Source organism: Amycolatopsis sp. CFH S0740 (genome assembly GCF_004522315.1).
GTDB classification, from domain to species: domain Bacteria; phylum Actinomycetota; class Actinomycetes; order Mycobacteriales; family Pseudonocardiaceae; genus Amycolatopsis; species Amycolatopsis nivea.
On the sequence record NZ_SDLS01000005.1, the window covers coordinates 220,727 to 234,113 of the forward strand.

Sequence of the window (13,387 nt, forward strand, 5' to 3'; positions counted from 1 at the left end):
TCCGCCCGCTCGAACAAAGGAGTTCCCGATGAAGACGAAAGCTGCGGTCGTCTACGAGGTGGGCAAGCCGATCGAGGTGGTCGAGCTCGACCTCGAAGGCCCCGGCGAGGGCGAGGTGCTGATCCGGTACACCCACGCCGGGCTGTGCCACTCGGACGTGCACATCGCGCACGGCGACCTGGAGGCCCGGCTGCCGATGGTGCTCGGCCACGAGGGCGCGGGCATCATCGAGGACGTCGGCCCCGGCGTCACCCGCGTCAAGCCGGGCGACCACGTGGTGTGCTCGTTCATCCCCAACTGCGGCGTGTGCCGCTGGTGTTCCACCGGGCAGCAGGCGATCTGCGACATGGGCGCCACGATCCTCGAGGGCTACCTGCCCGGCGAGCGGTTCCCGTTCAGCGGCCCCGGCCCGGTCAAGCAGTACGGCGCGATGTGCATGCTCGGCACGTTCAGCCAGTACTCGACCATCCACCAGAACTCGGTCGTGAAGGTCGACGACGACCTCCCGCTGGACAAGGCGGTGCTCGTCGGCTGCGGCGTCCCGACCGGATGGGGTTCGGCGGTCAACGCGGCCAACGTACGCCCCGGCGAGACGGTGATCGTGTCGGGCGTCGGCGGCATCGGCATCAACGCGGTGCAGGGCGCGCGCTACGCCGGCGCGAAGAACGTGATCGCGCTGGACCCGTTGGAGAACAAGCGCGAAAAGGCGATGGAACTCGGCGCGACGCACGCGGTCGCGACGCCGGAGGAGGCGGCTGAGCTGGCGCAGTCGTTCACCAACGGCAACGGTGCGGACAAGACGATCGTCACCGCGGGCATCGTCACCGAGGAGATCGTGACCGGCGCGTTCAACGCCACCGGCAAGGGCGGCACGATCGTGCTGACCGGGCTGAACAAGCTGTCGGTGAACAACGTCAACCTGCCCGGTTCGATCCTGACGCTGTTCAAGAAGACGGTGAAGGGCAGCCTGTTCGGCGACTGCAACCCGACCACGGACATCCCGAAGATCCTCGGGCTGTACCAGAGCGGGGACCTGAAGCTGGACGAGATCATCACCCGCACGTACACGCTGGAAGAGGTCAACCAGGGGTACGACGATCTGCTGGAGGGCCGGAACGTGCGCGGCGTCCTGGTCCACGACGCACCGTGACGGCTTTGTCGGCGGACTGCGGGCCGGTTTCCGGTCCGCAGTCCGCGGTCCCCCTCCTGACCGCGGACGTGGTCGGCCGCCGCCGAGAAATCGAACTCCTGCTGGCCGGTTTGGATTGCGGCGCGCACGTCGTGCTCGAAGGCCCGCCCGGCACTGGCAAAACCACCCTGCTGCGCGCTGTCGCGGAAGCAGGCGGTTCACCGTTCGTATTCGTCGAAGGCAACGCTGAACTGACGCCCGCGCGCCTAGTCGGGCAGTTCGACCCTTCCCGAGTACTAGCCGAAGGCTACGTGCCCGAGACCTTTGTGGACGGTCCGCTCATCGAGGCATTGCGCACGGGCGGTCTGCTGTACGTCGAGGAAGTCAACCGGATCCCGGAGGAAACCCTCAACGTCCTGATCACCGTCATGTCCGAAGCCGAACTACACGTGCCACGCCTGGGCCGAGTACGCGCGGCGGACGGATTCCGTTTGGTAGCCGCGATGAACCCGTTCGACGCCGTCGGCACCGCGCGCATTTCGTCGGCTATTTACGACCGGGTCTGCCGGATCGTGATGGGCTATCAAACCCAAGACGAAGAAAGCGACATCGTAGCCCGCCGCAGCCCCGCGGTCCCTGCCGAGTGGCGCGACCGAGTCGTAGACCTGGTACGCCGCACGCGCAACCACGCCGACGTTCGAGTCGGTTCCTCAGTACGCGGCGCCATCGACGTAGTGCGACTGGCAGTTTCCCTAGCCCGCATCCGAAACGCGTCGACCACAGATTGGCGAATCGGCCACGACGCCGCACTGGCTGCGTTGTCCGGCCGAATCGGCTTGCACGAATCCAGCGGACGTACCGCGGAATCGGTGATCGACGAACTGTATGTAGCGGTTTTCGGCGAGGAATCCCCGCCGCAGGATTCCGAAGGCGGCGATCCGCCGGGGGAAGCCTAAGCCCGCCACCGGCGGGCCCACAGCAACACCAACGCCCACCCCGGCCAGGCTCAGCGCGGAGCAGCACCACCCCGCGCTCTGAACTCTCCCGGAACGGCCGTTTCGCGGAAATCTCGCCCGAGGTAGGCATGCTGGACGAGGAAGCGTTCAGCACGGTCTTCCGCGAGGATGCAGACGAAGCAATGGCCTTGCTAGTCGAAATGAGCAAGGCCACCGACGAGTCCCTGCGCGCAGCCGCACGAGATCTGGCCCGAAGACTAATGATCGACGTCGCCCGCCGCGGCGTCGCACGAGGCCGAGGCGTAGGAAAACTACGCCGCGACCGAGCCGACCGAGGCGGCGAACTAGACCTGGACCGCTCCTTGCCCGCACTAGTAGACGCAGCCGCAGTCGGCCGGGTCCCAGCACTGGACGACCTAGTGTCGCGCCGCTGGGCCCGCCCAGAATTGGCGCTATGCCTGGTAATCGACACCAGCGGCTCAATGACCGGCGCCCGACTGGCCGCAGCCGCCCTCACCGCAGCAGCCTGCTCGTGGCGGGCCCCAGTGGAACACGCGGTGGTGTCCTTCGCCCGGAACGCGGAGGTAATCCGCCCGCTGCGATCCTCCCGATCGAAGTCCGCGGTGGTTGAGTCGGTGTTGTCGTTGCGGGGACACGGAGTCACCGCGTTAGCCGCAGCTTTACGGAAGGCGAATGAGCAACTGGCCACCTCACGCGCAGCAAGGAAAACGGTTCTCTTGCTGTCGGATTGCCGGGCCACGGATGACCAGGACCCGCTGCCTGCCGCTCGCGCGTGCGAAGAGTTGCTGATCCTGGCCCCCGCAGAGGATTGCGAGGAAGCCGAACGCTTCGCTCGCGATGCTGGTGCCCGCTGGCGTCCGCTAAGCGGTGCCGCAGCCGCCCCCGCCGCACTGGCCGCGTTGCTGGACCGTACGTGAGGGCCACCCTCATTGACTCTGATTCCCTCAGGGTTCCCCTCACGCCCCGCCGACGGTCCGTGAAGGGCTCCTTCACGGACTTGGATTCCCTCAAGGAGCCCTTCACGGCCCGCCCGCTCGCCCCGCGCCCGCCCGCCCGCCGCGCCCGCTCGGGATGCGCCCCAATGCGGCATTGGTTGCGTCTCACGCACCGAACGCCACTTTGGGTGCGTCTCACGCACCCAATGCCACATTGGTTGCGTCCCACGCACCGAACGCCACTTTGGGTGCGCCACATGCACCCAAAGTGGCATTGGGGCGCAAGCCCCCACCCCAACGAAACCGTCACCGATGCACTCAACTCGAAGTGCACCCACACCACCCCCGCACCCCGATACGAAGCTCTCCTGCGGTCTGAGGGTGCTTGTCAAGGCATCTTTCCCGCCTTGACAAGCACCCTCAGACCGTCAGCACAATCAAGCTTCGGGGTGCCCCACGCAACCGCCACGGCAAGGTCGCCGCCAGGCGACGAGCCGAACCCTCAACCAGACCCAGGCTCCCCAACCAACACCTCATCAGCAAACCCAGCCGCCAACGCGCGCAACCCGGCATCCAAATACAACGTCAAATCAGCATCCGCCCGAGCCGACCACCGCTCATAAGCCGCCCGGCACGTAGCCAGCACCGCCCGCCCCACCGCCAGCGGATACAACGAATCCTCAGCCTGCCCAGTCCGCCGAGCCACAAACCCGATAACAGCCCGCTCCCAAGCGTCATAATGCCGAGTAGCACTAGCCGCCAACTCAGCCACAGTACTGAGCAAATTCATCCGCATCCGCAGCTCAGGCACATCCTCAGCCCGGTAATGATTAGCCGCCAACACCGCCCGCCGCACGGCCTCCAGCACGGGCACATCCTCCGGAGCCTCAGCCAGCAACTCCCGGATCGTGTCCACCTCGGAGTCGAACTCGTTCCACAACACGTCCGACTTGGCGTCGTAGTACCGGAAGAACGTCCGCCGGCTCACCCCGGCCGCAGCCGCGATCTGATCCACCGTGGTCTCGTGAAACCCCTGATCGGTGAACAGCCGCAGCGCGATCTCCTCGAGCTGCCGCGCGCTCGTCCCCCGAGGCCGCCCCCGCCGGGGCCGCGCCTCGCCAGACTCGCCGGCCGGATCTGCAGGCATGCCTCCCCCTCCCGCGGGCGCTTCTGTCACCGGGTGACACTACTCGGCCGCGCACCCCCGGCCACCGCGAGGCCGCCCCGGCGAGATCCACAATGGATGGTCGAGTTAACGAAGAATGCGCGATAAAAGACACTAAGTCCGAAACAAACCCCATTCACCGATTCCCGCGGCGATATCCCCGAATTGCCACTCGAAAGAGGGACCTTGTGGACAGTGGACAAGTCTGTTGCGCCCGGTGTCAGATGTGAAGATCCTGCCGCAAAGCAGAATCGAGGATCCGATGAGTGAGACCGCTGCTCGCCCGACCTCACCCGCCACCGCCGGGATCGCCGATCCGGGACCGCTGGGCCTGGCCGGTTTCGCCGCCACCACTTTCGTCCTGAGCGCGGTGAACGCCGGCCTCATCCCCAAGGCCGTCGAACCGGTCGTCCTGCCGCTGGCCCTCTTCTACGGCGGACTGGCCCAGCTGCTCGCCGGGATGTGGGAATTCCGCAAGAACAACACCTTCGGCGCGACCGCGTTCGGCACCTTCGGCGCGTTCTGGCTGGCTTTCGCCTTCTACGTCTGGCAGTTCGCGGCGAAGATCCCGCCCGCCGACGCGGCGACCGCGACCGGGATGTTCCTGTTGGTGTTCACCATTTTCACCGGCTACATGATGATCGCGTCGCTGCGCACGAACGCCGTCCTGATCGGCGTGTTCGTCCTGTTGTTCCTGACCTTCCTTTTCCTCACCATCGGCGAATTGGGCGGCGCGGAAGGCGCGGGCAAGATCGGCGGCTGGCTCGGGCTCGCCACCGCGGTGGTCGCCTGGTACGGCTCGTTCGCGGTCGTCACCAACACCACCTTCGGCCGCACGGTGCTGCCGACCGGGGCGATCGGCAAGCGCTAGCCAGGCGGGAGCCAGCGTCACTCCGGCCGCTCCTCACCGCGCACCCATGAGTCGAGCACGATCAACGTACGCGTACTGGTGATCCGGTGGCTGCGCCGCAGCTCGTCGATCGTGGCCTGCAGATGCGCCATGTCGCGGCTGCGCAGCCACACGACCGCGTCCGGGTCGCCGGCGATGGTGAACACCGCCTGCGCCTCCGGGATCCGGGTGGTGGTCTCGACGATCTCCGCGACGTTCGTGCTGCCGAAGAACCTCAGCTGCGCGAACGCCTCGATGCCCCAGCCGAGCTTCGCGTGGTCGACCTGCACGGTGAAGCCGGTGATCACGCCCTTCTCGCGGAGCCGGTCGACGCGTCGCTTCACCGCCGCGGTGGAGAGCGACACCCGCCCGGCGATGTCCGAGAACGTGCGCCGGGCGTCCTCGCGGAGCAACGCGATGATCTCGTGGTCGGTCGCGTCCAGCAGTTCTTCGGCCATGAGCGGCATCGTACGCAACAGATCTGCCCGATCCGCCCTCTCGCGCGTCATCCTTTGCGTCCTTGCCACTACAGTGGCCGGGCACGTTGCGCCGGGGTCCGAGCGTGAGGTGAGGTGGCTCACGTCCAGGCGGCGGGTGCCCGTGGGCTTGATGGCGTGCGGAAGGGAAGTGCGGATGAACGCCTTCACGTTGGAAGACCGGTACGTGCGCGAAGCGGGCACCGTCTACTTGACCGGGGTGCAGGCGCTGGTGCGCGTCCTGCTCGACCGGATCCGGCTGGACCGGCTGAACGGCGCGGACTCGGCGGCCTTCGTGTCCGGGTACCAGGGTTCGCCGCTCGGCGGGTTCGACCTCGAGCTGGCGCGGCGGGCGGGACTGCTGGCCGAGCACAACATCGTGCACAAGCCGGGCGTGAACGAGGAACTCGGCGCGACCGCGGTCATGGGCAGCCAGCTGGCCGCCCGAGCAGGCACGATGCGCCCCGACGGCGTGGTCGGCATGTGGTACGGCAAGGCCCCCGGCCTCGACCGGGCCACCGACGCGCTGCGGCACGCGAACCTCGCCGGCACCGATCCGCGCGGGGGCGCGGTCGCGCTGGTCGGCGACGACCCCAACGCGAAATCCTCGACCATCCCGTGTGCGTCCGAGCACGCGCTCGCCGACCTCGCGATGCCGGTGTTCTTCCCGGCCGATTCGCAGGACGTGCTGGAGCACGGCAGGCACGCCGTCGAACTTTCCCGCGCGAGCGGGCTGTGGTCCTCGATGAAGATCGTCGCGAACGTCGCCGACTCCGGCGGCACCGCGCTGGTGGATTCGGAATGGACCGCACCGGAAATGCCGGAGGGCGCGTACAAGCACCAGCCGAACAGCCGTCTGCTTGGGCCGGAGCTGATCACGCTCGAGCACAGCCTGCACCGCGTGCGGCTGCCGCTCGCGATGGAATACGTGCGGGCCAGCGGAATCGACCGGATCGTCCGATCCGGACGGAACGATCGGGTCGGCATCGTCACCGCCGGGAAGTCCTATTTGGACCTGCGGCAGGCGCTGCGGATGCTCGGCCTCGACGAGTCCGAGCTGTCCCGTTACGGCATCCGGCTGCTGAAACTCGGCGTCGTGTACCCGGTCGAACCGGGCATCATCAAGGAATTCGCCGAGGGCCTGGACGAAATCCTGGTGATCGAGGAAAAGCGCGCGCTGGTCGAACCGGCGATCAAGGAGATCCTCTACGGCCGCACCGGCGCGCCGCGCGTGTACGGCAAGTCCGACCAGCACGGTCAGGTGCTGTTCACCGAACTCGGCGAACTGGACCCGGACCGCATCGCGAGCGGCCTGGCCAAGCGTCTGCCGGACGCGGAACCCGTTGCGGCGTGGAAACAACGCCGTCGCCGCGAGCGGATTTCGGTGCCGCTGCTGGCCCGCACGCCGTACTTCTGCTCCGGCTGCCCGCACAACTCGTCCACCAAGGTCCCGGACGGCACGCTCGTCGGCGCCGGAATCGGGTGCCACACCATGGCTCTGTTCATGGAGCCGGAGCAGGTCGGCGAGGTCGTCGGGCTGACCCAGATGGGCGGCGAGGGCGCGCAGTGGATCGGCATGGCCCCGTTCGTCGAGACGCCGCACCTGATGCAGAACATCGGCGACGGCACGTTCATGCACTCCGGCAGCCTCGCTGTGCGCGCGGCGGTGGCGGCGGGCGTCGACATCACCTACAAGCTGCTGTACAACTCCGCGGTCGCGATGACCGGCGGTCAGGACGCGGTCGGCGGACTGTCCGTGGAGAAGGTGGCCGCGCTGCTGCTGACTGAGGGCGCGGCGAAGGTCATCATCACCTCGGACGCGCCGCGGCGGCTGCGGAAGCGCAAGCTGCCGCGCGGGGTCGAGGTGCGCGATCGGTCGGAACTTCTTCGCACGCAAGAAGAACTCGCGGCGCACCGCGGGGTCACGGTGTTGATCCACGAGCAGGAGTGCGCGGCGGAGAAGCGGCGCAAGCGTCGTCGCGGGAAGCAGGAAACGCCCGCACGCAAGGTGTTCATCAACGAACGCGTCTGCGAAGGCTGCGGCGACTGCGGGGTGAAGTCGAATTGCCTTTCGGTCCAACCGGTCGAGACGGAGTTCGGCCGTAAAACCCAGATCCACCAGGCTTCGTGCAACGTCGACTACTCGTGCCTCGACGGCGACTGCCCGTCGTTCCTGACCGTCGTCCCGACCGGCGAGGTCAAGCGGCGGCATCTCGCCCCGATCGGCGCGGACGCCGTGGCGGAACCGGAGAAAACCCGGTCCGACGTCGCCGTGCGGATCACCGGCATCGGCGGCACCGGCGTGGTCACCGTTGCGCAGATCCTCGGGGTCGCCGGGGTTCTCGAGGGCAAGCAGGTGCGCACCCTCGACCAGACCGGCCTCGCGCAGAAGGGCGGCGCGGTCGTCTCGGACGTGAAGATCTCCGCCGGCGCGGTCGAGCAGGCCCCGAAGCTCGCCAACGGGGAGTGCGACCTCTACCTCGCGTGCGACGCACTGGTCGCCGCCGACCCGGCGTACCTCGGCGTTGCCGACGCCGAGCGGACGGTCGCCGTGGTGTCCACTTCGGAGGTTCCGACCGGGCGAATGGTGGTGGACAAGGAAGTTTCCTACCCGGACCAGTCGAGCATCCGCGGCGCGCTCGGCGACGCGACCGCCGCCGGGCACTACCTCGACGCGCGCGGCCTCGCCGAGCAGATCTTCGGCGACGACCAGTTCGCCAACATCCTCCAGCTCGGCGCGGCGTACCAGACCGGCTCGCTCGCGGTCACCGCGGAGAGCCTGGAACAGGCCATCAAGATCAACGGAACCGCGGTGGAGACGAACCTGCAGGCGTTCCGGCGCGGCAGGCAGCTGGTCGCCGACCCGGACGCGCTCAACGCGGAACTCTCGCCGTCGGCGGGGGACTCGGCCCCGGCCGCGGTCGACGCGGAAGCCGTCCGCCGGGTGCGCGCGCTGGTGCGGGCCGACGGCGACCTCGCCCGAGTGCTCGACCTGCGGGTCCCGGACCTCATCGCCTACCAGGACGAGCGCTACGCGCGGGAGTACGCGGAGTTCGTCGAGCGGGTCCGCGCCCGCGCCAGTGCTTCGGTCACCGAGGCAGTCGCGCGGAACCTCTACAAGCTCATGGCCTACAAGGACGAGTACGAGGTGGCGCGGCTGTCGCTGGACCCGCAGCTGACCGCGGAAATCGAAGCCCAGTTCGGCGTCGGCACGCGGTTCGCGCACCGGCTGCACCCGCCGGTGCTGCGCGCGCTGGGCATGAACCGCAAAATCAGCCTCGGCGGCCGCAGCTTCCGGCCGGCGTTCGCGGCGCTGCGGGCCATGCGCAAGCTTCGCGGGACGAAGCTGGACCCGTTCGGCCGCGCCGAGGTCCGGCGGGTCGAGCGGGCGCTGATCGGGGAGTACCGGCAGGCCCTGACGCGCGCGCTCGAGGTGGCCGACCGGGGCGACTCCCGGCTGGTCGAGCTGGCCGCGCTGCCGGACGCGGTGCGCGGGTACGAGGAGATCAAGCTGGCGAACGTGGCGTCCTACCGGAAGCGGCAGGAGGAGCTGCTGCGGGAGCTGGAGACGCCGGACTCGGTGCGGGTCGCCACTGCCTGAGGGCGGAGCCAACCGCACTGTTGCGGCAGATTTCGCACCGAATCCTCTTAATCGGAGCGTGATCAACCTCCGCAAACGGTATCTAACGCGGATTCCGTGCCGAACTTCCGCGAAACCTCCGAAACGGCGGGAGGGCCGGGCAAACCCGGTCTCCCGCCGTTTCGGCTTTCCCGCCGCGTCCGTCCCGGCGCGAAAAGCCCTGTAGGTGTCACACCAATGGGTGGTCCTGGCGAACCTCTTCGGGCGACCCGCGTCCGTCCCCCGATCGGTGGGGTGGGCGGCGCCCGGCGGGGTGGCACGACGGCAGCCCTGTGACCAGCACGGACGCGCCGAATCCCCTAATGCCCCTAATCGGAGGAGCGGCGAAGTCCCTAGTGGGTGCCCCGGCTAACCCGGGTGACCCCCCGATGGCGGGCATTCGGCGGCGTCCTATGTTCGGAAAAGGAGCCGGCTCTGGGGCCGGCTCGTCCGTTTCTCGGACACCCCACCCCGATCCGTTGTCACCACAGGAGAATACAAACTATGGGCCCGGTGCAGACGCTGCACGAATTCGCGCTGAACCTGCTGAACGACCCGCAGTCGCTGGCGGAGTACAAGGCCGACCCGCAGGGGGTGCTGAACGGCGCCGGTCTGGGCGAGCTGAACCCCTCGGACGTGCAGGACATCATGCCGCTGGTCATGGACAGCGCCCCGCTGCCCGCCGCTCCCGCCGTCCCGGCCGTCCCCGCGGTGCCGGGCGTCCCGGCCGCGCCGAGCATCCCGGCCGTGCCGGGCGTCCCGGCCGCGCCGAGCATCCCGGCCGTGCCGGGCGTGCCCGCCGCGCCGAGCGTTCCGTCCGCTGACCTGGGCGGTGCCTTCGACCAGGCGAACTCCGCCGCCGAGCCGGTGGCGCACCAGGTCGGCGACGGCCTCGGCGGTCTCGCCGGCGCCCTGCCGAACCTCAGCCCGGTCTTCGAGGGCGTCAGCAACGTCGCGGACGCGACCGGCCTGAACACCGTCACCCACGGCGCGCTGGGCGCGGTCTCCGGCGTGCTGGACCACGTCGCCGAGGCGACCCACTCGGTGCCGGTCGTCGGCCCGATCGTCGACGCCGCCGCGATCGACACGCAGAACACCGTCAACGCGGTGGGCGAGCACGTCTTCGACGGCAAGCTCGTCGGCTCCGCGGTGGACGCCACCACCAACCACCTCGGCGACGCGCTGACCTGGAAGGCCGTCGTGGCCGAGTCCGGCAAGCTCCCGGTCGTCGGCGGTCCGGTCAGCGGCATCGTCGAGGACGTCCGCCAGGGCGGCTCGCACCTGCTGGGCACCGTCAACGAGGCGATCGGCTCGACCCCGGTCGGCGTCCACGAGGACAGCCTCCGCGCGGACCTGACCCAGGCGACCGGCGACCTGACCCAGGCCGGCGACCTGTCCGGCACGCTGGACCACGCGACCGGCGCGGTTCCGGGTCTCCCGGCCGTCCCGGCGGTGCCGGGTGCGGGCGAGCTGCCGCAGGTGCCCGGTGTCGGTTCGCTGCCGCAGGTCCCGGGTGTCGGTTCGCTTCCGGCCGTGCCGGGCGCGGGCGAGCTGCCGCAGGTTCCGGGCGTCGGCGCGCTGCCGGCCGCCCCGTCGGTCCCGGGCGTCGGCGAGCTGCCGCACGCTCCGGCGCTGCCGGCCGCCCCGAACGCGGGTTCGCTGACCCACGCCATCGAGGGCGCGACCGCGCACGCGCCGGCCGTCAACGCGGCTGCGCACCACGTCACGAACACCGTTCAGGACGCCGTCGAGACCGGCACCCAGCACGCGACGACCGGCGAGCTGCCGGACGCCTCGCACGCCGCGCCGGTGCTCAACGAGGTCCAGAACCACCTGCACGACGTGGCGGGCGGCCTCGAGTCGCACGCGAGCAACGTGCACCTGGACAGCCTGCACCTGGGTCACTGATCCTGGCGCGTTAAGGGTTTTCCCGCCGCGGGCTCGGACCGGTCACGGTCCGGGCCCGCGGTGTTTTCTGTGCCGGGCAGCAGCGACAGCACCAGTTCGCGGTCCCGGAAGAGGCCGCCGGTGGGAGCACCGGCCGGCAACGTCGCGGCCCACACCACACCGCGGGCGCTTTCGCTCGCCGGGCGGGCCGTGTCCTCGTCACCGCGTTCGGGATGGGTGGCGGTTTCTCCCGGATCGACGGCGTTGACCAGGATCGGGGTGCCCCGCAGCGCCGAGGCGAGTACGCCAGTCAGAGTGTTCAGCGCGTGCTTGGCGAAGGAATGAGCTGGCGCGCGCAGGCTCGCGCCGAGGTCGAGCCCGGTGGAGATCTGCAGCGCGGAAACGCTGGAAACATTGACGATCCGGGCGGCCGGAGCGGCTTTCAGCGAAGGAAGCAGCAACTGCGTCAACTGCCACGGGCCGAGCACGTCGATGTTCAATGCGGATCGGACGGCGGGCAGATCGACGTCGAGCGCGGACAGCGTCGCGAAATCGACGACGTCGCTGGCATTGTTGATCAACACGTCGAGGTAGCCGAAGGTTTCGGCCACCCAATCGGCGGCGGCGGTCATGGTGGCGAGATCGGCGAGGTCGAGCCGTAATGCGGTGGCGTTCGGGAGTTGTGCGGCAAGGGATTCGGCGCGGGCGAGGTCCCGGGCGGTGAGGACGACGTGGTAGTCCTGCTCGGCCAGAAGCCGGGCAATGGCGAAACCGAGGCCGGCGGCACGGCTGGTTCCGGTGATCAGGGCGGTTTTCGACACTGCGTCGCTCGTTTCAGTGGGCGGTGTGTTTCGGGAGGAATCCGACGAGGGCCAGCGCCACGAGGTAGAGACCGGCGCAGAGGCCGAAAACCAGTTCAGCGGCAGGGATCCAGGACGGTGCGGCGGCAGGTCCGACGCGGGCGAAGAACACCGTGCCGAGCGCGGCGACACCGATGGCTCCGGCGAATTGCTGGGCGGCGTTGAGCATTCCGGAACCGCTGCCGACTTCTTCGGGCGTCGCGTCGCCGAGGATGAAATCGAAGAGCGGGATGAACAACAGCCCGGAACCGGCGCCGGTGACGAAGAGGGCGGGGGCGAGCTGCCAGATGGTGATGGCGGCGCCCCAGTGCGCGATCGACCACCACAGGGCGAGCAAGCCGACAACCGCGATGGCCAGTCCTAAGTGGAGGGACGAGCGCCCGAGTTTCGCGGCGAGCACCGCGCCGGACAGCAGGGTCGCGATCGCGGTGCCGGCGGCCCAGGGGAGCAGGGCGAACCCGGATTGCAGCGGCGTCCAGCCGAGACCGGACTGCAGCAAGAGGTTCACGACGAGCACGAAGCCGCTGAGCGAGGCGTAAAACCCGCCGGTGATCAGCAGTCCGAACACGAAACCGCGCTTGGCGAACAGGGACGGCGCGATGACCGGGTGGCTGCTGCGGCGTTCGGATCTGGCGAAGAGGACGAAGGCGACGACACCGGCGGCCATGAGCACGTACGTCCAAGCAGGCCAGCCGAGTTCGCGGCCTTGGATGAGCGGGACGATGAGCAGCGCTGACGCGGCGGTGAGCAGGCCGACGCCGCGCAGGTCGAGGCGGGCGCCGCGGTCCTCGCCGCTGTGTCGCGGCAGCACGCGCAGGGCGAGCAGTCCGGCGAGGATGCCGAACGGGACGTTGATCAGGAAAATCGAGCGCCATTCGCTGCCGAACAGGTTCAGGTGCAGCAGCCAGCCGGCGAGGATCGGCCCGGCGACGGTGGCCAGGCCCATGATCGGGCCGAACGGCATCAGGGCTTTGCGCAGCTGATCGGGCGGGAAGACGACCTTCACCAGCGCGATGCCCTGCGGGATCATCGCCGCGCCGAACAGGCCCTGGAACACGCGGGCCCCGATCAGGAACCCGGGGCCGGGGGCGAGGCCGCAGGCCAGCGACGCGAGGGTGAAGCCGGTCATGCCGAGCAGGAACAGCCTGCGCCTGCCGAGCAGGTCGCCGAGGCGGCCGGACGTCACGAGGCCGAGCGCGAACGCCGCGGTGTAGGCCGACAGCACCCACTGCAGGGTCATCGGCCCGCCGCCCAGGTCAGCGCGGATCGAGGGGCCGGCGAGGGCGGCGACGCTGGTGTCGATGAGGTCCATCAGATCGGCGATCACGACGACCGCCAGCACGAGCCACGCCTGGACCAGCGGAAGCGGCTCGGCGCGCGTTGACGAACTAAGTTCAGTAGTCACGAACTAAGTTCTAAATGACGAACTAAGTTCGTGTCAAGCTATAGT

The 13,387-nt window shown here is 69.0% G+C and carries 10 protein-coding genes; 6 read left to right on the plus strand and 4 right to left on the minus strand.

Annotation, left to right across the window (positions count from 1 at the left end; translation table 11 throughout):
- The first annotated feature begins 28 nt into the window (after positions 1–28).
- The 3 genes from EIZ45_RS11450 to EIZ45_RS11460 all read left to right on the plus strand — a co-directional run bounded on the left by EIZ45_RS11450 (position 29) and on the right by EIZ45_RS11460 (position 3,023).
- Positions 29–1,150 carry an NDMA-dependent alcohol dehydrogenase gene (locus EIZ45_RS11450; RefSeq protein ID WP_043836689.1) on the plus strand — a complete coding sequence of 374 codons (1,122 nt, stop codon included), beginning with the start codon at positions 29–31 and terminating at the stop codon, positions 1,148–1,150.
- Complete coding sequence (locus EIZ45_RS11455) at positions 1,147–2,085, plus strand: MoxR family ATPase (RefSeq protein WP_134664975.1); 939 nt, start codon at positions 1,147–1,149, stop codon at positions 2,083–2,085. The genes EIZ45_RS11450 and EIZ45_RS11455 overlap by 4 nt, the downstream gene beginning before the upstream one ends.
- 260 nt (positions 2,086–2,345) lie before the next feature.
- Entirely contained in the window at positions 2,346–3,023 is a 678-nt protein-coding gene (locus EIZ45_RS11460) for a vWA domain-containing protein (RefSeq protein WP_240690727.1), read from the plus strand.
- 520 nt (positions 3,024–3,543) lie between these two features.
- On the opposite strand, the gene mftR is transcribed toward EIZ45_RS11460, so the two are convergent.
- Positions 3,544–4,188 (minus strand): mycofactocin system transcriptional regulator, encoded by a 645-nt coding sequence (gene mftR, locus EIZ45_RS11470; protein WP_134664971.1) that lies wholly within the window; start codon positions 4,186–4,188, stop codon positions 3,544–3,546.
- A gap of 280 nt (positions 4,189–4,468) precedes the next feature.
- On the opposite strand from mftR, the gene EIZ45_RS11475 reads away from it, so the two are divergent.
- Complete coding sequence (locus EIZ45_RS11475; protein ID WP_134664969.1) at positions 4,469–5,077, plus strand: acetate uptake transporter family protein; 609 nt, start codon at positions 4,469–4,471, stop codon at positions 5,075–5,077.
- 17 nt (positions 5,078–5,094) lie between these two features.
- Here EIZ45_RS11475 and EIZ45_RS11480 read toward each other — a convergent pair whose 3' ends face one another.
- Positions 5,095–5,553, minus strand: coding sequence for an Lrp/AsnC family transcriptional regulator (locus EIZ45_RS11480; RefSeq protein WP_037820760.1), 459 nt, complete (start codon positions 5,551–5,553; stop codon positions 5,095–5,097).
- Between the two features lie 175 nt (positions 5,554–5,728).
- Here EIZ45_RS11480 and EIZ45_RS11485 point away from each other — a divergent pair, with 175 nt between their 5' ends.
- Positions 5,729–9,172: an indolepyruvate ferredoxin oxidoreductase family protein gene (locus EIZ45_RS11485; RefSeq protein WP_134664967.1), complete on the plus strand. Its 3,444-nt coding sequence runs from the start codon at positions 5,729–5,731 to the stop codon at positions 9,170–9,172.
- A gap of 522 nt (positions 9,173–9,694) precedes the next feature.
- The gene (locus tag EIZ45_RS11490; RefSeq protein ID WP_205671773.1) at positions 9,695–11,098 is read left to right on the plus strand and encodes an IniB N-terminal domain-containing protein; all 1,404 of its coding nucleotides are present in this window, start codon (positions 9,695–9,697) and stop codon (positions 11,096–11,098) included.
- On the opposite strand, the gene EIZ45_RS11495 is transcribed toward EIZ45_RS11490, so the two are convergent.
- Positions 11,092–11,898, minus strand: coding sequence for an SDR family NAD(P)-dependent oxidoreductase (locus tag EIZ45_RS11495; RefSeq protein ID WP_134664962.1), 807 nt, complete (start codon positions 11,896–11,898; stop codon positions 11,092–11,094). The two genes, EIZ45_RS11490 and EIZ45_RS11495, sit on opposite strands and share 7 nt — an antisense overlap.
- A 13-nt stretch (positions 11,899–11,911) precedes the next feature.
- Positions 11,912–13,342 carry an MFS transporter gene (locus EIZ45_RS11500; protein WP_240690722.1) on the minus strand — a complete coding sequence of 477 codons (1,431 nt, stop codon included), beginning with the start codon at positions 13,340–13,342 and terminating at the stop codon, positions 11,912–11,914.
- Positions 13,343–13,387 lie beyond the last annotated feature (45 nt).

Coding starts and splice junctions, on each gene's coding strand:
- EIZ45_RS11450 (WP_043836689.1), top strand. CDS start 29: ATGAAGACGAAAGCTGCGGTCGTCTACGAGGTGGGCAAGCCGATCGAG.
- EIZ45_RS11460 (WP_240690727.1), top strand. CDS start 2,346: ATGATCGACGTCGCCCGCCGCGGCGTCGCACGAGGCCGAGGCGTAGGA.
- mftR (WP_134664971.1), bottom strand. CDS start 4,188: ATGCCTGCAGATCCGGCCGGCGAGTCTGGCGAGGCGCGGCCCCGGCGG.
- EIZ45_RS11475 (WP_134664969.1), top strand. CDS start 4,469: ATGAGTGAGACCGCTGCTCGCCCGACCTCACCCGCCACCGCCGGGATC.
- EIZ45_RS11480 (WP_037820760.1), bottom strand. CDS start 5,553: ATGGCCGAAGAACTGCTGGACGCGACCGACCACGAGATCATCGCGTTG.
- EIZ45_RS11485 (WP_134664967.1), top strand. CDS start 5,729: ATGAACGCCTTCACGTTGGAAGACCGGTACGTGCGCGAAGCGGGCACC.
- EIZ45_RS11490 (WP_205671773.1), top strand. CDS start 9,695: ATGGGCCCGGTGCAGACGCTGCACGAATTCGCGCTGAACCTGCTGAAC.